Below are 20,608 nucleotides of genomic sequence, written 5' to 3'. Positions count from 1 at the left end.
TTTCCCGCTTCTCTTCTCTGTGAGGAGGCCGTCATGGCGTCTACTCCCAAGCCGCTCCACTTCGACACCCTGCAAGTCCACGCCGGGCAGCGTCCCGACCCCGCGACCGGGGCACAGGCCGTGCCCATCTACGCGACCAACTCCTACGTGTTCGAGTCGCCGGGGCACGCCGCCGATCTGTTCGGGCTGCGCTCGTTCGGCAACATCTACAGCCGGATTCAGAACCCCACGACCGCCGTGCTGGAGGAGCGTGTGGCGGCGCTGGAGGGCGGCGTGGGCGCCCTGGCGGTGGCGAGCGGACACGCCGCGCAGTTTCTGGCGATCACCAACGTCGCGCAGGCCGGAGACAACATCGTCTCCACGCCCAACCTGTACGGCGGCACCGTCAACCAGTTCCGGGTGACCCTGCGGCGGCTGGGCATCGAGGTGCGCTTCACCAGCAAGGAGGAGCGCCCGGAGGAGTTCGCCGCTCTGATCGACGACCGCACGCGGGCCGTGTATCTGGAGACCATCGGCAACCCGGCGCTGAACGTGCCCGACTTCGAGGGGATCGCGGCGGCAGCGCACGCGAAGGGCGTCGCGGTCTTCGTGGACAACACTTTCGGGGCGGGTGGGTACTACTGCCAGCCCCTCCGGCACGGGGCGGACGTGGTGCTGCACTCGGCAAGCAAGTGGATCGGCGGGCACGGCAACGGCATCGGCGGAATTATCGTGGATGGGGGGAGCTTCGACTGGGGCAACGGGCGCTACCCCCTCTTGACCGAGCCCAGCCCCAGCTACCACGGGCTGAACTTCTGGGAGACGTTCGGCACGGGCAACGCGCTGGGGCTACCCAACGTCGCCTTTATCACCCGCGCCCGCACCGAGGGGCTGCGTGACCTGGGGCCGACCCTGGCCCCGCAGCAGGCGTGGCAGTTCCTGCAAGGGGTGGAGACGCTGTCGCTCCGCGCCGAGCGGCACGCGCACAACGCGCTCGCGCTGGCCTCGTGGCTGAGTGCCCACCCGGACGTGGCGCGGGTGACCTACCCCGGCCTGTCCAACCACCCACATTACGACCGGGCGCAGGCGTACCTGCCGCGTGGGGCGGGGGCGGTGCTGACCTTCGAGCTGCGGGGAGGCCGGGAGGCGGGCGAGGCCTTCATCCGCTCGGTGCGGCTGGCGCAGCATGTGGCGAACGTGGGCGACACGCGCACGCTGGTGATTCACCCGGCCAGCACGACGCACTCGCAGCTCGACGAGATCACCCAGACGGCGGCGGGCGTGACGCCGGGGCTGGTGCGGGTGTCGGTGGGGACCGAGCATCTCGGGGACATTCAGGAGGACTTTGCGCAGGCACTGGCCGCCGCGCTGGTGGATGTGTGACGGCGGTGGCGCGGCCCCCCAGCATGGCCCGCCGCCTCTTACACGGGAGGAGGTACAAGCTCAAACTGCCCTCCTCTTTCGGAACGCGCCACTCCTGCTGGACTGCGGGCAGGCCGCCCACGACGTTCGGGTCGCGTACCACACCTACGGCACGCCCTCCGAGCACGCCGTCCTCGTGCTGCACGCGCTGACGGGCACGAGCGCGGTGCATGAGTGGTGGCCGGACTTTCTGGGACCGGGGCGCCCGCTGGACCCCACGCGGGACTTCATCGTGTGCGCGAACGTGCTGGGAGGCTGCGCGGGAACGACCGGCCCGGCCGAGCTGCCGCGCGTGGGGGGCGAGGACCCGCCCCTCACCCTGCGGGACCTGGCGCGGGTCGGGCGGGCGCTGCTGGAGCACCTCGGCGTGAGGCGGGTCTCGCTGGTGGGCGCGAGCATGGGCGGGATGCTGGCCTACGCGTGGCTGATGGAGTGCCCCGATCTGGTGGAGCGGGCCGTCATCATCGGGGCGCCCGCCCGCCACTCGCCGTGGGCGGTGGGCCTGAACACGGCGGCGCGGGCGGCCATTCGCGCGGCTCCCGGCGGCGAAGGGCTGAGGGTGGCGCGAATGGTCGCCACCCTGAGCTACCGCAGCCCCGCGAGTTTCGCCCGCACCCAGCCCGGCTGGGGCACCCGCCACCCCGGTACCGCCGACATCACCACCTATCTGGAGCATCAGGGCGAGAAACTGGCCGCCCGCTTCGACGAACGCTCCTACCTCGCGCTGACGGGGGCGATGGACCGGTTCCAGCCGTCGGACACGGAGGTGCGGTCCATCCGGGTGCCGGTGCTGGTGGTCGGAATTTCCAGCGACCTCCTGTATCCGCCCACCGAGGTGCGGACTCACGCCGAGACGCTGCCGCGCGGGCAATACCGCGAACTGGAGAGTCCGCACGGCCACGACGCTTTCCTGATGGACCCCGGAGAGTTGCCAGAATGGGTCGGCGCGTTCTTGGGGACACTGGCCTGACCCCCCACAGCCTCCCCCATTGGCTTCAGCGTTACTCAAGCGTTCTCTCAGAAGCCGGGGAGAGGGTGGCAGCTCATTGCGCCGCCCGTTAGCGTCGGGAAGCCATGACCACGGCCTTCCAAGTGATCGAGGCGATCGGGCTGGTGCTGCTGTCGATGTACCTGGCCTACTCGCTGTGTGCGCTGGTCGCGCAGCCCCGGCAGCCCCCGCCCCGCCGGGCCGCCCTGCGCTTCACGTTCGTGATTCCGGCGCTCAACGAGGCGGCGGTGATCGGGGCGACCCTGCGAAACCTGCGGGCGGCAGCTCCCGACGCGCGACTGGTCGTGATCGACGACGGGAGTGACGACGGCACGGCGGCGGAGGTCGAAGCTGTGGGGCAGGCTGATCCCGGCGTGCTGCTGCTGCGCCGCGCTCTGCCGCAAGCGCGGACAGGCAAGGGCGAGGCCCTGAACTGGGGGGTCGCCCAGCTCCTGCGCCGGGGTCTGCTGCCGGATGGCCCGCTGGGCGAGCAGGTGCTCGTCGTCTTCGACGCGGACGGACGGCTGGACCAAGGCTTGCTGGACGAGGCCGCGCGGGTCTTCGCGGACCCCGACGTGATGGCAGCGCAGGCCCGCATCCGGGTGCGCCAGAGTGCGGTGGGGGCGCGGGGGTGGCGCGGGCTGTTGGGGCGGCTCCTCCTGCTGCAGCAGGACCTGGAGTTCTACATCGTGCGGCACATCCAACTGCTGCGCCAGCGGGTGGAGACGGTGGGCCTGGGCGGCAACGGGCAATTCATGCGGGTGTCGTACCTGGCAGATCGGCTCGCGGCTGGACAGGACCCCTGGCCCCCGGTGCTGCTGGAGGACTTCGCCAGCGGGCTGGAGGTGCGGCTCGCCAGCCCGCGGCACCGCCTCGTCTTTCTGGAATCGGGGGTGACCCAGCAGGGCCTGACCGACGTGCGCCGCTTCGTGCGGCAGCGGGCGCGGTGGACGCACGGCAACCTGCAATGCTTTCCGAACCTGCCCCGCATCTGGCGCACGCCGATGCCGCTGGGGGCACGGCTGGACCTGACCTATTTCCTGGCGCAGCCGTGGCTCAACCTGCTGACGCTGGGACTGCTGGTCTACTACCCGGCCCGCGCCCTGGGCCGCCTGCTGACGGGCGAGGTGAACTGGGCGCTCACGGCGGCGCTGACCCTGCCCGGCCTGATCCTGCCGCTGGCCTGGGTCTTCCTGTACAGCCGCGAGAACCGGCTGGGGCTGCGGCAGGCCGCCTTTGCCGCCGCCGGGCTTCCCGTCTATACCTTCATCATGATGATGAGCGTGCCCCTGGCGTTCCGGAACTTTCTGCGCGGCGAGCACGGTTGGGTCAAGACGGCGCGGCACGCGGAGGCGTGAGGGCTGGCCCCCTCCCGGCTCACGCCTCGCGCAGCAGCTCGGCCAGGCGGTCGGCCGTGTGGGTCAGAGTGTGGCGGGAGAGGACATGCGCCCGCGCCGCCGCCCCGAACTCGCGGGCGCGGTAGGGGTGGGCGGCCAGGGCACCCAGCGCCGTGGCGAGCAGGCCCGGCCGGGGCTTGACGAGCAGCCCCGACACCCCGTCCTGCACGAGTTCGGCCTGCGCGGGAATGGGCGTGGTCACGACCGGGAGGGCCGAGGCCATAGCCTCCAGCGTCACGAGCGACTGGTTTTCCGCCAGGGTGGGTTGCAGCAGGGCGTCGGCGGCGCGGTAGAGGTCGGGCATGTCCCAGCGGCGGCCCAGGAACCGCGCATTGGTGATCTGCCCCCGCCGCGCCACCCCCTGCACGAGGTTCCCCAGCGGCGAGTCCATGTCCCCGGTAAAGACGAAATCCAGGTGTGGAGCCGCCCGCGCAGCGAGCAGGGCCGTCATCTGGTTCTTCTCGGGGGCGAAGCGTCCCGGCACCAGGACCGTGAAGCGCCGGAAGCCGTGCGCCTCCCGCAGCGCCTCCCGCTCGGCCTCGTCGTGGGCGGGGCGATACCGCTCGGCGTCCACGCCGTTTTGCAGCACGCGCACGTCGGGCAGGCGCATCTGCCGCCGCACGAAGTCCCCGGCCCACTCGGAGACGGTCAGAATCCGGTCGGCCTGCCGGAAGGGTCCGGCCTTGGTCCAGGGATAGGCCTCGCGGTGGGTGAAGCGCAGGGGCTGGGGGTAGTGGAACTCCATCTGGTCATGGCTGACCACCCAGCGCGGCCCCCTCAGGCGGGGCAGCAGCTCGCTGTAGTGGTGGCGGTACCACATCTGGAGGACGCGCAGGTCGAAGCCCTGGGTCAGTTCGGGCAGTTCCTCCAGTGCTCCGTAGCGGTGCACGGCCACCCCCGCTTCCCCGAAGCGGCGCACGAGTTCGTCCAGCCGGGGCTCGCGGCTCAGGAACATGGTCGTCCGCAGGCCCCTCGCCTGAAGCATGGGCAGCAGGTCGAGCAGCCAGACCTCGCTGCCCGCTACACGGGGCGCGTCGGTCATGAAGGCGATGTGGGTGCGGGGGGAGGTCGGGGAGGCGGTGGAGGGAGCCGACGAACGCATTCGCGCAGGCTAGTGCAAGTGGGGGCGCGGGGCTACGGGACCCGTCCCCTACTCCACCGCTTCCCCGCGCTGCAACTTCACCGCCCGCACGAGGTTCTGGAACATCAGCGCACTTGTCAGCGGCCCGACGCCGCCCGGCACCGGGGTCTGGGCGCGGACGGGGAGGTCCGGCCGGGCGTCTCCGACCACCCCTTCCCCGTCCCCTGGCACGTTGATGCCCGCGTCCACGACGACGTGCCAGGGCTGCACGTGCTCCGGGCGCAGCAATCCCGCATGCCCGACGGCGACGACCACTGCGTCCTGCTCCCGCAAGACCCCGGCGAGGTCACGGGTATGCTCGTTGCAGAGGGTCACGGTCACCCCCCGGTTGTTCAGCATGAAGGTCAGGGGCCGTCCCACCGTGCGCCCCGGCCCGATCACGGCGACCCGCCGCCCGCGCAGGTCGTCGCCCAGCACCGACCGCAGCAGGAAGCGCACGCTGCGTGGGGTGGGGGGCAGCAGGGCCTCGGCCTCGCGGCCCGCCGCGATCAGGGCGAGGTTGGCGGGGGTCAGGCCCTCCACGTCCTTGCGGGGGGCGATGTGGAGGAGGGCGGCGTCGGCGTCCAGCCCCGGCGCGAGCGGCAGTTCGAGGACGATGCCGTGCACCTCCGGGTCGGCGGAGAGGTCACGCAACTCGGCTTCCAGCTCGGCCTGCGTCGCCCCCGCGCCGAGGTCACGCACACCGAAACGCACGCCGAGTTTGTCTGCCTGCCGCTCCTTGCTGTGGACATAGACCGCCGAAGCCTCGTCGTGGGAGGCGAGCACGGAGACGAGGTGGGGCCGGAAGTTCCACCTGGCGAGCGCCGCCCGCACCTCGCGGGTGACCTGCCTCGCCAGGGGTTTCCCGAGCAGCGACTGGGAAGGGGTCGTCATCTCCCCTGCCCTAGTGCCGGAAATGCCGCGAGCCGGTGAACACCATGCTCAGGCCCAGCTCGTTCGCCGCCGCGATCACTTCCGGGTCGCGCTTGGCCCCGCCGGGCTGGAGAATGGCCGTGACGCCCGCCCCCGCCGCGAGCCGCACCACGTCGTCGAAGGGGAAGAACGCCTCGGACGCCAGCACAGACCCGCGTGCCCGCTCGCCCGCGTTGGCGACGGCGCGTTCGGCGGCCCAGATGCGGCTGACCGCCCCCGCGCCCAGGCCCACCGTCACGCCGCCCCGTGCCAGGGCGACCGCGTTGGAGCGGGCGTGCTTGACCACCGCCCAGGCGAAGCGCAGGTCCTGCCACTCCTGTTCGGACGGCTGCCGGGTGGTCACCACCTCCGGGCAGAGATCGTCCCAGGGGCGGCTGTCGCGCTGTTGCACGGCGAAACCCCCCGCGATCGGACGGAGGTCCAGCGGGCCGGGGGCCGCGTCCGATGCCGCGACGAGCACCCGCAAGTCGGGCTTTTTCGCCGCGAGCCACGCTGCCGCCTCGGGGGTCACGTCGGGGGCGATCAGCACTTCGAGGAAGGTGCCGCGCATCGCCTGTGCTCCTGCCAGGTCCACCGGGCGGCTCACCGCCACCACGCCGCCGAACACGCTGAGGGTGTCGGCGTCGCGGGCGCGTTCCCAAGCCTCCGCCACCGTAGCCGCCACCGCCACCCCGCAGGGGTTGCCGTGCTTGACGGCCACACACACGGTGCCCTCCTCCTGCCCGCTCAGCTCGGCGGCGAGCGCCCAGGCGGCATCGGCATCGGCAGAGTTGTTGAAGCTCATGGGCTTGCCCGACAGCAGGCGGGCGTCCAGCACTGGCCCGCGCTCCCCCTCCCGTCGGTAGATCGCGCCGGGCTGGTGGGGGTTCTCGCCGTAGCGGACCTCGGCCACGCGCGACAGGGACAGGGTGAGGCGGTCCGGGAACTGGCCCCCCTCCTCCCCCGTCAGGTATCCGGCGATCGCCGCGTCGTAGTCGGCGGTGTGGCGAAAGGCCTTGGCGGCGAGGCGGCGGCGGTCCTGCGGGGAAACCTCCCCCGCGAGGGCCAGCGGGTAGTCGGCCGGGTCCACCAGCACCAGCACCGCCGCGTGGTTCTTGGCCGCCGCCCGCAGCATCGCGGGGCCGCCGATGTCGATCTGCTCGACCGCTTCCTCAAATGCTGCTCCCCGCGCCACCGTCTCGCGGAAGGGGTAGAGGTTCACGCACACGAGGTCGATGGGACCAATCCCATGCGTCTCCAGCTCCGCGAGGTGCCCCGGCTCCCGGCGGGCGAGCAGGCCGCCGTGGATGGCGGGGTGCAGGGTCTTGACCCGCCCGTCCAGAATCTCGGGAAAGCCCGTCACGTCGCTCACCGCCGTGGCAGGCACGCCCGCCGCCCGCAGCGCCGCCAGGGTCCCGCCCGTGCTGAGCAGCTCCCAACCCCGCGCGGCCAGCTCGCGACCGAACTCCACCACGCCCGCCTTGTCGCTCACCGAGATCAGTGCTCGTCTGGTCATGCTGCCCTCCTGAATGCGGACGCCACTGCCTATAAGGGCAACAGGCGTCCGACCCAGGCGCGCGATCTCTTGAAAGTCCGGGCGGCTTCCCCGTGGTGTGCCCCACGTTCAGCGCCAGTCGCCGCCGGTCGGGGGTCAGGATACAGAGTCAGGGCGCGGCGGCGATAGCCTCCACCTCAACGAGCAGTTCGGGGCGCACCAACGCGGCGACCTGCACGGCGCTGCTCGCCGGGGGCTGGGCGAGGTCGATCAACTCGTCCCTCACGGCCCGGAGCTGCGGCAGGTGGGCCATGTCCGTCAGGAAAAGAGTGAGCTTGACCACGTGCCCGAACGTCAGCCCGACCTCGGCCAGTGCGAGCTGGAAGTTCTCGAAGACCTGCCGGGCCTGGGCGGTGAAGTCACCTGCCCCCACGACCTCCCCCTGGGCATTGACCGCGATCTGGCCGGACAGGTAGACCGTGCGCCCGCCGCGCACCTCGGCGAGATGGGAGTACCCCGGAGCCGGTCCCAGGGCGGGCACCTGCACGAAGCGGAGATGGTCCGGCGGTCCCGCCATCAGTTGCTGTTGCCCGACCCGTCGGGGTTGCCGTCGGGCGGCGTCTCGTGGACGAGGGTGGGGGCGGCGGCGGGCGTCCCTTCATCTCCCAGGATGGCCCGCAACTCCGCGACGACCTGCCGCTCGCGGTCGCTCACCTGCTCGCCACCGAAGCCCAGGAAGCCGCCCTCCTTGGCGGCCGCCGCCGTGCGCTCGGCCACGCTCAGGAGCAGGTGGCGAAAGGCGGCGAGATCCTCGGGGCCAGCCTTGGCGCCCACGAGCCACGCGGCGCGGCGCACTTCCTCCAGGCTGCGGGCGCGGGCCTCGTCCAGGGTGCGGGGGCGGTCCTGCGCGGGCACCTCCTGGGGGGTGGGCGGGGTGCCCATCAGGTCGGCGGCCATCGCTTCGAGGAGTGGCGTGCGGTTCTCGGCACTCACGCTCTCGCGGATGGCGGCGCCGATGGCCTGCGCCTCCGCGACGAGGCCCGTCACGCCGCTGGGGCTGGCGGCGACCACAGCGGCGCCCACGCGGCCGGGGGCGGTCATGACCTGATACCACTCGTCGGGGGTGAAGCTGTCCTTGAGGCTCATGGGGGCACCTTAAGCCGGGCGGGGCGGACGCTGCCTTGCGGGAGCCTTTACGGGAAGGCGAACGCGGCCATGAGCGCCCGTTGAGGGTCGGCGCGGTCCCCGCCAGGCTGGGCCTATCGTGGGGCATGGAAGAAATCACGGTCTCCACGTGGCCGGAGCTGCACGAGGTCCTGTATGCCGACTCGTGGAATCCGGCGCTGCGAAGGCACCGCTCGCCCTACGTGTTCCGGGGGCAGGGGCGGGGGTCGGCCCCGCTGACGACCTCCTTGCAGCGGCAGGGGGGCGACACGCGGGCCATCGAGGGGCACCTGCTGCGCAATTTCCGCAAGTACGCCCACCGCAGCGGCATCGACCGGGACCTCGCGTGGTACTGGCTGGCGGTGGGGCAGCACCACGGCCTGCCCACCCGGCTGCTGGACTGGACCTCCTCGCCCCTGGTGGCGCTGCACTTCGCCACCGCCGAGGAAGACCTCTACGGCGAGGACGGCGTGGTCTGGATGACCAACTTCGAGCGGACGAACGCGACCCTGCCCCCGCCGCTGGCCGCCCTGCTGGAGCAGGAGGGGGCGGGCGTGTTCACGGTGGACATGCTCGCCGCCTTTTCGCGGGCGCGGGAGCCGCTGGTGGTGGCCCCCGCCTCGCCCGCCTTCGAGCTGAACTGGCTCGAGGACCTGGAGCGCGAGGGCGAGCAGCCCTTCCTGCTGTTTCTGGAGCCGCCTTCCCTGGACGAGAGGATCGTGCAGCAGGCGGCGCTTTTTTCGCTGCTCTCCACCCCCGACCTCGCCCTCGACGAGTGGCTGGCCGGGCACCCCGGCAGCGCCCGCAAGGTCATCCTTCCGGCCGAGTTCAAGTGGGAAATCCGCGACAAGCTCGACCAGGCCAACATCACCGAGCGCACCCTCTTTCCGGGGCTGGGGGGGCTGGGCAAGGCGCTGCAACGCTACTACCGCCAGCGCGGGGAGGGCCGGGGCCAGGGCGACGCGCTGGAGGAGCAGAAGGAGGAGTTGCGGCAGTGGGGCTGAGGGCTGCTGGGCTAGTACACGTGAAACTCGCGCAGGCCGGTCGCCTCGCTGTACTGGGTTTCTACTCCCGACACGCGGGCGTGGGGGGGGCCGCGCCGCAGCCAGTGCAGCAGGCGGTCGAGGGCCTCGGGCGAGCCCTCCGCGACGACCTCCACCCGGCCGTCGAGGAGGTTTTCGGCACTGCCCGACACCCCGAGGTCACGGGCGTGCCGCTGGACGTAGCGGCGGTAGCCCACCCCCTGCACGGTGCCGGAAACGAGAGCGGTCAGACGCATGGCGGGATGGTAGCCCGCCCACCTGGGGGGGGAGGGTGCCGAAGCTGACGCTGGGGTGAAAAGCGGCGGCGGACGCTCACCCCAGGGCCTTTAGAATGGGCCGGATGCCCGCCCGAACCGTCCTCCCCACAGGCCCGGCGTGACGCCGACCCCCCCCGCGCCTTCCCGCCCGACCCGTTCCCGCTTCCGGCGGGCCGGGTGGGTCCTGCTGGCCCTCGCCGCGCTGCTGGGGCTGGCGGCGTGGTTCGCGCCCGCCCTGCTGGGGCAGTGGGCACTGCGGCAGTTCGGCGGGGACGTGGTGACCGCCGAGGGCGTGGGCGGGCGGCTGTGGTCGCCGGGCCTGCGCGGAGCACGGGTCAGGATTCCCGGCGTGGAGGCCACGGCGGACGAGGCCAGCGTCCGCGTGACCGGGGTGGACCCCCGCACCCGGACCCTGCGGCTGGACGTGGCCGTGAAGAACGGCTCCGTGAACCTGCGCCTGGGCGACCTGCTGCGGCGCGGCCCCGCCTCCGAGGAGGGCGGCCAGGGGGGCGGCTGGCGGGTGGTGCTGGGCGGGCTGGACGTGCAGGGCACGCGGGTGAATGTGGACGGGGCCGGACTGAACGTGCCTGACGGCCGTTTCCGGGTCTCGCCGCTGGAAGACGGGCGGCTGGCCGTGCGCGGGCAGACCCGGCAGGGCGACCTGAACGCGAACGTGACCGTGCAGGAGGGAGAACTGGGCAACCGCTTCCTGCTGGACGTGGACGCCGACGCCCGGATCATCAACCACTACTGGCCGGGGGTGACGGGTGGGCGGATCACCGGGCAGTACGCGGTGGGCGGGGGAGCGCCGATTCGCGGGGACCTGCGGGTGCGCGGCGCCAGCCTGCGGGTGCCGGAGGCCCGCTGGGTCACCGTGGGGGACGTGAACGGGACCTTCACCCACCGGGGTGACAACCTCGCCCTGCGGCTGGCCGGGCGCGGCTGGGACGGCCCAGTGACGGCGCGGGCCACGGCGAATACCCGGCAAAAGCGCTGGGACGTGACCGCCGAGGCCACCCCCCGCGTCGCGGGGCTGGCGCGGGCGCTGGGCACCACGGGCGACGGGACCCTGCGCCTGCGGGCGACCGCCGGGGGCTGGACCCACGCCGAGGTGCGGGCGGAGGCGACCGGGGCGGGACGCTTTGCCGGGGTGCCCTTCGGGGACCTGCGGGCGGGGTACGTCTTCACCAGCCCGGCGCAAAAGGGCGACTTGCCAGAGGCGAACACCCTGACCTTCCGGGCGGGCACGCGCCTGAACGGGGAGCAGACCCTGACAGGCGAGTGGGCCTTCGGACGCTCGGGGCGGGCGACCTGGGCGGGCGACTTCGCCGGGAAGCCGCTGGAGCTTCGGGCGGGGGTGGACGCGCAAAACCTCGTGACCCTGACGGGCGAGGGGCTGGGCGGGCCGCTCGCCGGGCTCTACTCGCTGCCCACCCAGGCGCTGACCGCCACCCTCAACCCCACCTTCGGGGCGGCGTCGGCGCGGGTGGCGCTGGAGGGCACCCCGCGTGACCTGCGGGCACGGGTGACAAACGGGGTCGCGGGACCCTTCCGGCTGGCGGGGACCGGGCGGCTGGACGGGGAGGGGCTGCGGGTCGACCTCGGCGCGGCGCGGCTGGACCTGAACCGGGAGTTCCGGGGCGGCTGGACCGTGCAGGGCCTCAGCGGGGCGGGAGTCACGCTCAGCGGCGGGGGCGACCTCGACCTGAGCGAAGGGGTGCTGAGCGGGACGCTGGCGGCGGACGTGCCCGGCGTGACGGAAACATTGCGCGGCCCGATTGCGCTGAACCTGCCTGGGCAGCGGGGCACCTTCAGCCCGGACGGGCAGCGGCTGGTGTGGAACGGGGACGCCTTCACCCTCACGGCGCGGGAGCTGCCGGTGGCGGGTGGAGCGCGGGTGAGCGGGACAGCGACGGTGACAACGGACCGCCAGGTCACGGGCACGCTGACGGCGCGGGGCAACGGCTACGACCTGACGGCGACCGGGCGCGGCGACTACGCCGACCTGCGCGGCACGGCGGGCGGCGTGACCGTCTCGGCGCGGACCGTGCTGGCGGACGACTTCCGCACGACGGCACAGGTGGAAGGAGCGGACATCGCGGGCGAGTTCGCCCTGGAGGATGGCGGCGTCCGCTTCGCGCTGACGACGGCAGGACCGAGCGGCGGGCGCGAGACGGCGCGGGGGGTGCTCAGCGGGGAAAGCTGGGACGCGGCCGGGCGGGTCAACCTCGCGGCGCTGCGGCCCCTGGTCGGGCAGCCTGACCTCGCCGGGACGCTGGACCTCGCGCTGGTGGGCACGGGCGGTACGGCGGGGGTGGACGCGCGGGTGGCCGGGGCGAGCGTCGCGGGCACGCTGACCCGGCGCGGCGGCGAGGTCACCGCCGACCTGCGCGGCGCCTACGCGGACGCGGTGGCCCGCCTGAGCGGCCGGGTCTACCCCGACGTGGCCGCCTCCGGCCCGGTGACGTGGCAGGGGCAAACGCTCTCGGCGACCGTGGCGGGGCCTTACGGTGACCTGCGGGCGCGGCTGACCGGGCGCACCACGCCGCTGACCCAGGCGGGCGTGACGCTGCCGGGGCAGGCGGTGGACCTCACGGCGACGCTGACCCCCCGCCTGACGGCGAGCGGGACCTGGGGCGACCTGCGGGTGCAGTACAACGCTCGGACGGGGCTGGTGGCCGTGGAGGGCGCCCAAGCGCTGACGGCTTTAGGACGCTCCGGGCAGGTGCAGGGCCGCGCGACCTGGGGGCCGGACTTCGTGGGTGAGGTGCGGGCGCGGGGCACGCTGGAAGGTGGCTACGCGGTGGCGCTGGCCGGACCGTGGCGGGCGCTGGACGTGACCGCGCAGGGACCGGGCGGCTTGCGGGCAAGCGGGACGGCGGCGCTCCCGGCAGCCAGTTACGACCTGCGGGTGCGCGGGCCACTGGAGGGCTTCTACGTGGATGGGCGGGTGCGCGGCACCGGGGCCACTCCACGCGGCACCCTCGACGTATTCGACGGCTCGGGTGGCACGGCGCGGGTCAACCTGCGCAGCCTGTCCGACTTCGACGTGCGGGCGCGGCAGCTCACGCTGGCGGGGCAGCCGCTGGTGGGCGACCTGACGGCGCGGGGGGGGCGCCTCTCCGGCACATTGAGCGCCGGGCCGCTGCGCCTCACCGCGCGGGACGGGCGGGTGGACGCTTCCGGGGAACTCGCCGGGCACCGCCTGACCGCTCAGGGCCGCCTGACCCTTCCCGCGACCCTGCGGGACCTGCGGGTGAACGTGACCGGGCCGCTGCTGACGGCGGCGGCGACCGGGGACGTGGAGAACCTGCGCGGCACCGTGCGTCTGCGGCCCCAGCGCTTCGGGACAGGAGCGGCGCAGGCCACCCTCCCGGCGCAGACGTTCCCGCTGACCGCTGACCTGACCGGACCGCGCGTGACCGTGGGGGGACTGACCTACGCGGCGGGGCGTTGGAATGGCGGGCTGGGCGTGCGGTACGCGCTGGGCGGACGTGCCGGGACCGTCGCCGTGCGCGGCGGAGGCCGGACCCTCGCGGCACTGCCCTCCGGCCCCCTGACCGGGCGGGTGAACCTCCTGCCTGAACTCGGCGGGCGGGTTCAGACCAGCCTCGCCCCCTTCCTCGCCGCCCTTCCTGCCGATCTGCGGACAGAACTCGTCGCCGGGCAACTCGTCGCGGACGTGACGGCGCAGGGCGCAACCCTGACCAACTCCGGCACGCGCTACCTGGGCCAGCCGCTGGGCCTGCGGGCGCGGGTGGACTGGCGGCGCGGGGTGCGGGCGTCGGGGACGCTAAGCCATCCGGGAAGCCGGGTGCCCTTCGCCTACGACGGGCGCGACCTGCGGGTGCGCGGCGCGAGGCTGGATGCCCGCGTGCTGCGGCCCTTCGTGGAGGCGACCGGGCGAGTCACCGCCGACCTGACGCTGCCGGGGCTGGCCCCCGAGCGGGCGAGCGGGCAAGTCGGCGTGAATGTGCGGGCGCTGGGCGAGCGGATCACGGGCCGCATCACGCTGGCGAACGGCCAGCCTGCGGGTGACCTGCGGGCCGGGCCGCTGCGCCTGACTGCGCGGGACGGGGGGCTGGCGCTGACGGGCGAGCTGGCCGACCACACCCTGACCGCGACCGCCCGGCTGCGGGGGCTGAGCGAGGTGTCGGACGTGCGGGCGAGCCTCGCCGGGCCGTACCTGGAGGCGAACGCAGCGGGCGACCTGACGGCCATGCGCGGAGACTTGCGGGTGCGGGGGCAGAGCTTCGGGGCCGACGCCGCGCGGCTTGTCCTCCCGGCCCAGACGCTGCCGCTGACGGCCTTGCCCACAGCGGGCCGAGTCAACGTGGGTGGCCTGACCTATGCGGGTGGGCGCTGGAATGGCGGAACGGGCCTGCGCTACATCCTCGGCGGGAGAGCGGGAACGGTGGCCCTGCGAGGCGGCAGTCAAACGCTGGCGGCGCTGCCGTCGGGTCCCCTCGCTGGACGGGTCAACCTCCTGCCGCGACTGGGCGGGCAGCTTCAGACCAGCCTCTCCCCCTTCCTGGCCGAGTTGCCCGCCGATCTGAGGGCCGAACTCGTCGCCGGGCGACTTGTCGCGGCTGTGACGGCGGACGGCGCAACCCTGACCAATTCGGGCACGCGCTACCTGGGCCAGCCGCTCGGCCTGCGCGGGGCTGTCTCGTGGCGAAACGGCGTGCGGGCCACCGCCGAGCTGACCCACCCCGGCACGCGCATCCCGCTGACCTACGATGGGCGCGACCTCGCCATCCGGGGGGCGGTGCTGGACGCCCTGGTGCTGCGCCCCCTCGTGGCCGCGACTGGGCAGGTCACGGCCGACCTCACGGTGCCGGGGCTGGACTTCGACCGGGCGACGGGCCGGGCCGACGTGAAGCTCGCCGCCTCCGGGCAGAGCGCGGCCGGGCGGGTCACGCTGACGCGCGGACAGCTCGCGGGCGACCTGCAAAGCGACCTCGGCGGGCTGGCGCTGCGGGTGCGCGGGCCGCTCTATCCCCGCGCAAATGCCGACCTGACCCTGGGAGAGGTGCGCGGCACCCTGAGCGGCAACGCGGCCGAAACCCTGACCCTGCGGGCAGCCGGGCAGTACGAGGGCCGGGCCGTGGACCTCACCGCCGTGGGCCGGGCGCTCACCGGGCCGGAAGCGAGCGCGACCCTGCGCGGCACGGTGGCGGGCGGCACCCTGGCACTGAACCTGAACCGGACGCCGAACGACTGGGCGGTCACGGGCCGGGTGGACGTGCCCGACCTGGGGCCGCTGGCAGGCGCCGATGGGCGGGTCAGCGGCACGGTGAGCGGCACCCTGCGCTCGCTGCGGCTGGACACCGAAGGCGAGGTCGCGGGCGTGACCTTCCGCGCTCCGGCGACCTACGCGGGCGGCGTGCTGCGGGTGCGGGGCGGCACGGCCACGCTGCCGAACGGGCTGGGCACCTTCCGGGCGAGTGGTCCCGTCTTCCCCGAGTTGCGCCTCAGCGCGAAGGCCAGCCTGCGCGACGCCCTCCCCGGCGAGTACACCGGGCAGGTGCTGGGCACGCTGAGCAAGCCCGACGTGCGCGTGCAGGGTGTTCTCAGCGGCGGGGTGGGCGGCCTTCAGGCAGCGGACACCCGCGTCACCGCGCGGCTGTTCGGGCGCGACTGGAAGGCCGACCTGGGCGGAGAGGCCCTGGCTGGGACCGTGCGTGGGCGGCTGGGATCGGGGGCGCTCGGCGGACTGCTCGCGGCGCGGCTGAACGTCCATGCGCCGTATATCGCCGGGGACACCCGCGTGCGGCTGGACGGGGTGACGGGTTGGAACGCCCGCACGGGCTGGCTGGGCAACCTGCGGGCCACGGGCACGGTGCCGGGCGGGACGCTCGACGCCCGACTGACCGGCGCCGGACCGCTGGCCCTGGCCGCGAGCGTCGGTCCGGCGCGGGTGACGGGGAGCTTCCCGGCCGATCTCCCGCTGCGACCCGGCGGCACGCTGGACCTCGCGGCGCTGGACGTGGGCGCCCTGTGGGAGCGGCCGGGGCAGCTGCGGGCCACCGGGCGGGCCACCCTGGAGGGCACGACCTGGGCCCAGGCTGGGGCCACTTTCGCCGGGCGACTCGACGACGTGGCGGGCGACCTCAGCGGCGACGTGGGCGCGACCTACCGGGCCGGGAACGTCTCGCTGCGCCTCGCCGGAGCGCGGCTCTCGGGCGGGGGCACGCTGGAGGGCGGGCGCTACCGCCTCAGCGTGCGGGCCGACCCCGTGCGCCTCGCGCGGCTGCTGCCCCCGGCGTGGGACGTGGACGCGCTGACCTTCGGCGGGCAGGTGGAGGCCAGCGGCACCCTGACGGGCGGTCCGCTGCGGGTGGAGGCCCGCAAGCTCGCCCTGCGCGGCGAACAAGGCGAGGCCGGACCCTTCAGCCTGTACGGGCGGGCCAGCCTCTCGCGGGCACCCGGCGCTCCTGACCGCCTGGAGGCCGAACTCGACGGCAGCCTGCGCGGCGGGGTTTTGAAGGCGCGGGGAGCACTCCCCGACGGCGTGCGCGTGACTGTGCGCGATGTGGACGCCCGTGCGTTCGGGGTCGGCCAGGTCGGAGGCGACCTCACGCTGACTGGACCGCTGCGGGACCTGCGCGTCTCCGGGGAAGCGACGGCCCGCACCGACGACTTTGATGCCCTCGCCACCCTCTCCGGCCCGGTGCGGGAGGCCCGCGCCCACGCCCGCGTGACCCTGAAGGGTGAGGGGCGCAGCGGCATCCTCTACGCCGACGCCCGCGACCTCGACCTGGGGGCAGGAACGCTGCGGGGACGGGTGTACGGCACGGCGCGGCAAGGCAGGAACGACCTCACGCTCGACCTGGAGGGCACCTGGCCCCGGCTGGCGGGCACCGCGACCGCGCGGGTCGGCGGCCTGCCCGCCCCCGTGACCCTGCGCGGCGACGGGCGCGGCGAGTACGCGCTGGCGGCGGGGGCGCTGGGCGAGGGCACCCTGACCCTCACGGACGGGGAGGGCTTCGTGCCCAGTCTCGGCGGAAGGGTGCGCCTGCGGCCCCTCGCGCTGGTGGAGGGCTCGGCGGGCGAGGCGGCGGCGGAGGTCACCCTTTCCGGCCCGCTGACCGCCCCGCGCCTGACGGGGACGCTGGAGACGCGCGGGGCAGAAGCCTTCGGCGTCACGCTGGCCGACACGCGCGGCAGCTTCGGAGGCACCCTGACAGACCTGCGCGGCACGCTGACGCAGGGCGCGGACCCGGTCGCCACGCTGGAGGGGCGGCGCCTGACCCTCTCCGGCCTGACGCTGGGCGCGGCGGGCGGCACCGTGCGGGCGAGCGGCACGGCCACGCTGGACGCCTCCCCGGCGGCCGACCTCACCCTGGCGGCAGGGGATGGGCTGGAGGGCAACGTGCGGGCGGTGTACCGCGCCCGAGCGCTGGAACTGGACGGCACCCTGGGGGCGGCGGGGCTGCGGGCGGCGCTCGATGTGAACGCCGACCCCTTCACTGGCTGGCACGGCACGGTGCGGGTTACGGGCGGTCCCGAGGGGGTGCTGACCCAGCCCGCCGCCCTGCGGCTGGACGGTCCGCTGGGGCAGCCCCTCGTGAGGGGCGAGGCCGGGCTGCTGGGGGCGGGGGCGCGAATCTTGGCAACCCCAGGCGGCGTGCAGGTGCGGTTGGTGGACGGCCCCGGTGCCGAGGCGAACGGGGTGCTGGAAGTGCGGCCCGACGAGGCCGGAACCTGGCGCTGGCTGGGCACCGCCGCGCTGACCCGCCCCGAGCTGGCCCTCAGCGTGACCCCGCAGGGACCGCTGGCCGACCCCCGGCTGACCCTCAGCCTGCGCCGGGGCGAGTGGCGGGCGGCGGGCGAGGCCAGCTTGCAGGCGGCCGATCTCGACGTGACCGACGGTGAGCGCACCGGGCAGGTCACCTGGGGCGGGGACGTGCTGCGGGCCGAATTGCCGGGCCTGGACCTGGGGCGGCTGAACCTGAAGGGGGTGACGGGTCGCCTCACCGCCAGCGGCACGGCGAATACCACGAGCGGCGAGGGCCGGGTGGCCCTGCGGGTGACGGACGTGACCACCACCTACGAGGTCCCCTACCTGGGCCTGACCCTGGGGGGCGACCTCACCGGGGAGGTGACGCTGGCAGGCGGGCGCCCCAGCCTCACCGCCACCGCCGCGCTGCCCGCCGGAACGCTGCACCTGACCGCTGCGCAGGGAGAGCGCGGCTGGACGGGCCGCCTCACCGGGAGCGTGCGGCGGGAGGACGGCACCCTCACGGCGGACGTGACGGCCGGGGCGGGCGGCCTGACGGGAACGCTGGCAGCGGCCCGGTACCCCCTCGACCTGCCGGAGCTGAGCACGACCGCGCAGGGGGTGCGGCTGGACGGCACGGTGACCCTCCAGGGGCAGACCTTCGCGGCGAACCTCAGTGCGGTCAATACGGTGGGCGCCGCCCGCGTGACCGGCACGGGCGGGCTGGCCGACGTGCTGCCCGCGCTGGAGGCCCTGGGGACCCTGCGCCCCACCGGGGAGGGCTACCGCCTGCGGGCACGGCTGGACGAGGTGGAACTCGCCGACCTCGCGCTGGCGCCCGGCCTCGCGGGACGGGTCAGCGGGGAGGCGACCCTGAACGACGGCGGCGGCACGGTCATCCTGACCAGCCCGGCCCTGACCCTCGGACCCAAGCAGCTCGGCGCCCGCGTGGAGGGCACCCTGATCGGCGGCGACTGGCGCCTGCGCGGGTTCCTGGGCGAGAGCGACTTCCTGGCCTCGCTGACGGGCGGCGTGCTGAGTGGGCAGGCCACCCTCCAGGCGCTGCCGCTGGGAGCGCTGACCACCGCCGTGACGGGCACCCCGGTCGGCGAGGGTGTGGTGACGGGCGTGGCCCGCTTCCGCCTCCCGCTGGCCGACCCCCTGGCCGGGAGCGCCACCGTCGTGGCCGAGCGCATCCGGGTGACCGCCGTGACGGGCACCGGGCCACAGGCCGTCACCGAGACGCTGACCGGCACGGGCACGCTGGACTACGCCGACCGGGAACTGCGCAACGTCAACATCCAGCTCGCCGGGGCCGGGACCTGGGACGTGCGCGGGGGCTATACCCGCGAGCGGGTGGACCTGCAAGCCCGCTTCGACGGCACGACCTTTACCCCGGTGCTGCGGCTGATTCCGGGGCTGGCTGGGTTGGACCCCAGCCTCAAGGGGACCCTCACCCTGTCGGCGGCGGGCACCTACGACCGCCCGCGCGGGCTGCTCCGCGCCCAGAACCTCGCCGGGAGCCTCGCGGGCCTGAGCGTGCAGGTGCCCGCGCTGGAGGGCGACCTGCCCGACTCCGGGGCCTTTACCGCCAGTGGGCGCGTCCTGACCGGCGGGGTGCTGGGCAGCGACGGCACCCTGGAGGTGCGCGGGCAGCTCAGCCTGGGACGCCTGTCCGGGACGACCGCCACCTTCCGGGGCCTGCTCGCGCCGCAGGCGCTGGGAGCGTTGCCCAACAGCGTGGTGACCGTCACCCAGGCCGCCCAGGACCGCTGGACCGTAGAGGCCAGCAGCCGCACGCCCGCCACCGCTGCGGGTCCTGCCGGAACGCTGCGGCTGACCGGGGCACTGACCCCCCGCCTCGACCTCACCCTCACGGCGCAGAGCTACGCGCTGCCCATCTCGGTGATCTCGGCGCGGGACAGCAGCCTGGACGCCGACCTGCGGCTCCTCGACGACGGCGCGGCGGTGCGGGTCAGCGGCGCGGCCTCCTTCGCGCGGCTGGTGCTGGGGCGCGTAGGCGCGGTGGCGACCATTCCCCCGCCCGGTCAGAGCACGGCGGGCACCGACGGCCGCCCCACCGACAACTTCCCCTCGCCGCTGCCGCCCGAGTACACGACCTTCCCCGACCCGGCCGGGGAGGAAGGGGGGAACGTGCCCGCCCCGGCCCGGCCCTTCCTGGAGCGGCTGGTCTTCGAGGACATCCCCATCCGCGCTCCCGGCGGCATCCGGGTGGACGAGGCGCTCGCGCGGGCCGAGTTCGGCGGCGGGCTGGTGCTGTCGGGCACGGGGGCGCGGCCCCGACTGACCGGCGAGATCGTGGCCGAGCGCGGCAGCCTCTTCCTGCGCGAGAATGAGTTCACCCTGCGCGAGGGCCGGGTGACTTTCGCCGGGGACGGCCTCTATCCCTCCTTCGCGCTGAACGCCGCCGGAACCGTCGCCGCCGTGACCACCCGGCAGCGGGTGCCCGTGGTGCTCGACGTGCGCGGGCAGTTCGAGCCGCAGGCCAACGGCCAGAATGTCCTGAACCTCCAGACCACCCTGAGCTGTGCGCCGGGCGCGAACGGGAACTGTGCCGACCCGGTCACCCGCGCCCCCTACACGGAAGCGCAGCTCTACGCATTGGTGGCGACGGGGGTGCCCAACCTCGACGCGCTGCCGGAGAACCTCGCCTCGCTGGGGGCGAGTGCCCTCCAGACCGCGCTGAACATCTTTGTGCTGGGCGAACTGGAGCGGAACGTGGCCCGCGCCCTGGGGCTGGACGTGTTCCGCCTGACGCCCAACCTCGCGGCGGACGGCGGCGAGTTCGGGGCGACGATCACGCTGGGGTCGTACCTCACCCGCAACCTCTACCTGCAATATCAGGTGGACCTGACGGGCGAGGGCCTGCTGGACGCCACCTACACCACGCCCGACGGCCGCCTCTCCTTCCAGGTCAGCACGCCGCTGGGGCTGGGACTCCAGGCGGTGCGGCCTTCCATCAGCGCGGCCTACAACTTCGGCCCGCGCAGCAGCGTGAGCGTGGGCGTGGCGAACGACGAGGACAGCACGACCTTCCGCTTCGGGGTGACGTACCGGTTCTTCGGGAGGTAGCGGCCCCAAAAGAAA

11 protein-coding genes and 1 riboswitch are annotated in these 20,608 nt (G+C 74.1%); of the genes, 5 read left to right on the top strand and 6 right to left on the bottom strand.

Translation table 11 applies throughout. From position 1 onward, the window contains the following. The first annotated feature begins 33 nt into the window (after window positions 1-33). The 3 genes from L1280_RS01425 to L1280_RS01415 all read left to right on the top strand — a co-directional run bounded on the left by L1280_RS01425 (window position 34) and on the right by L1280_RS01415 (window position 3,747). Window positions 34-1,362, top strand: a complete 1,329-nt coding sequence (locus L1280_RS01425; protein ID WP_253580231.1) for an O-acetylhomoserine aminocarboxypropyltransferase/cysteine synthase family protein — start codon at window positions 34-36, stop codon at window positions 1,360-1,362. Next, window positions 1,355-2,371 carry an alpha/beta fold hydrolase family protein gene (locus L1280_RS01420; RefSeq protein WP_253580230.1) on the top strand — a complete coding sequence of 339 codons (1,017 nt, stop codon included), beginning with the start codon at window positions 1,355-1,357 and terminating at the stop codon, window positions 2,369-2,371. The genes L1280_RS01425 and L1280_RS01420 overlap by 8 nt, the downstream gene beginning before the upstream one ends. A 104-nt stretch (window positions 2,372-2,475) precedes the next feature. Beyond that, window positions 2,476-3,747: a glycosyltransferase family 2 protein gene (locus L1280_RS01415; RefSeq protein ID WP_253580229.1), complete on the top strand. Its 1,272-nt coding sequence runs from the start codon at window positions 2,476-2,478 to the stop codon at window positions 3,745-3,747. A 19-nt stretch (window positions 3,748-3,766) separates the two neighbouring features. Here the strand turns inward: L1280_RS01415 and L1280_RS01410 are convergent, their stop codons facing one another. The 5 genes from L1280_RS01410 to L1280_RS01390 all read right to left on the bottom strand — a co-directional run bounded on the left by L1280_RS01410 (window position 3,767) and on the right by L1280_RS01390 (window position 8,459). Then, the gene (locus L1280_RS01410; protein ID WP_253580228.1) at window positions 3,767-4,888 is read right to left on the bottom strand and encodes a glycosyltransferase family 4 protein; all 1,122 of its coding nucleotides are present in this window, start codon (window positions 4,886-4,888) and stop codon (window positions 3,767-3,769) included. A gap of 48 nt (window positions 4,889-4,936) precedes the next feature. Then, entirely contained in the window at window positions 4,937-5,800 is an 864-nt protein-coding gene (locus tag L1280_RS01405; protein WP_253580227.1) for a bifunctional 5,10-methylenetetrahydrofolate dehydrogenase/5,10-methenyltetrahydrofolate cyclohydrolase, read from the bottom strand. A 10-nt stretch (window positions 5,801-5,810) separates the two neighbouring features. Continuing rightward, window positions 5,811-7,334: a bifunctional phosphoribosylaminoimidazolecarboxamide formyltransferase/IMP cyclohydrolase gene (gene purH, locus L1280_RS01400; protein ID WP_253580226.1), complete on the bottom strand. Its 1,524-nt coding sequence runs from the start codon at window positions 7,332-7,334 to the stop codon at window positions 5,811-5,813. A 44-nt stretch (window positions 7,335-7,378) separates the two neighbouring features. Continuing rightward, a riboswitch (ZMP/ZTP riboswitch) is annotated at window positions 7,379-7,466 on the bottom strand. A gap of 16 nt (window positions 7,467-7,482) precedes the next feature. Continuing rightward, window positions 7,483-7,890, bottom strand: a complete 408-nt coding sequence (locus L1280_RS01395; RefSeq protein ID WP_253580225.1) for a RidA family protein — start codon at window positions 7,888-7,890, stop codon at window positions 7,483-7,485. Beyond that, window positions 7,890-8,459: a hypothetical protein gene (locus L1280_RS01390; protein WP_253580224.1), complete on the bottom strand. Its 570-nt coding sequence runs from the start codon at window positions 8,457-8,459 to the stop codon at window positions 7,890-7,892. The genes L1280_RS01395 and L1280_RS01390 overlap by 1 nt, the downstream gene beginning before the upstream one ends. Window positions 8,460-8,584: 125 nt before the next feature. On the opposite strand from L1280_RS01390, the gene L1280_RS01385 reads away from it, so the two are divergent. Beyond that, on the top strand, window positions 8,585-9,481 hold the full coding sequence (locus L1280_RS01385) for an FRG domain-containing protein (protein WP_253580223.1): 897 nt from the start codon (window positions 8,585-8,587) through the stop codon (window positions 9,479-9,481). An 11-nt stretch (window positions 9,482-9,492) separates the two neighbouring features. Here L1280_RS01385 and L1280_RS01380 read toward each other — a convergent pair whose 3' ends face one another. After that, on the bottom strand, window positions 9,493-9,756 hold the full coding sequence (locus L1280_RS01380) for an acylphosphatase (protein WP_253580222.1): 264 nt from the start codon (window positions 9,754-9,756) through the stop codon (window positions 9,493-9,495). Window positions 9,757-9,895: 139 nt separating this feature from the next. On the opposite strand from L1280_RS01380, the gene L1280_RS01375 reads away from it, so the two are divergent. Continuing rightward, window positions 9,896-20,593 (top strand): translocation/assembly module TamB domain-containing protein, encoded by a 10,698-nt coding sequence (locus L1280_RS01375; protein WP_253580221.1) that lies wholly within the window; start codon window positions 9,896-9,898, stop codon window positions 20,591-20,593. Window positions 20,594-20,608 lie beyond the last annotated feature (15 nt).

Source organism: Deinococcus sp. HSC-46F16 (assembly GCF_024171495.1).
GTDB lineage: Bacteria > Deinococcota > Deinococci > Deinococcales > Deinococcaceae > Deinococcus.
This window is presented reverse-complemented; position numbering and strand designations above follow the sequence as displayed.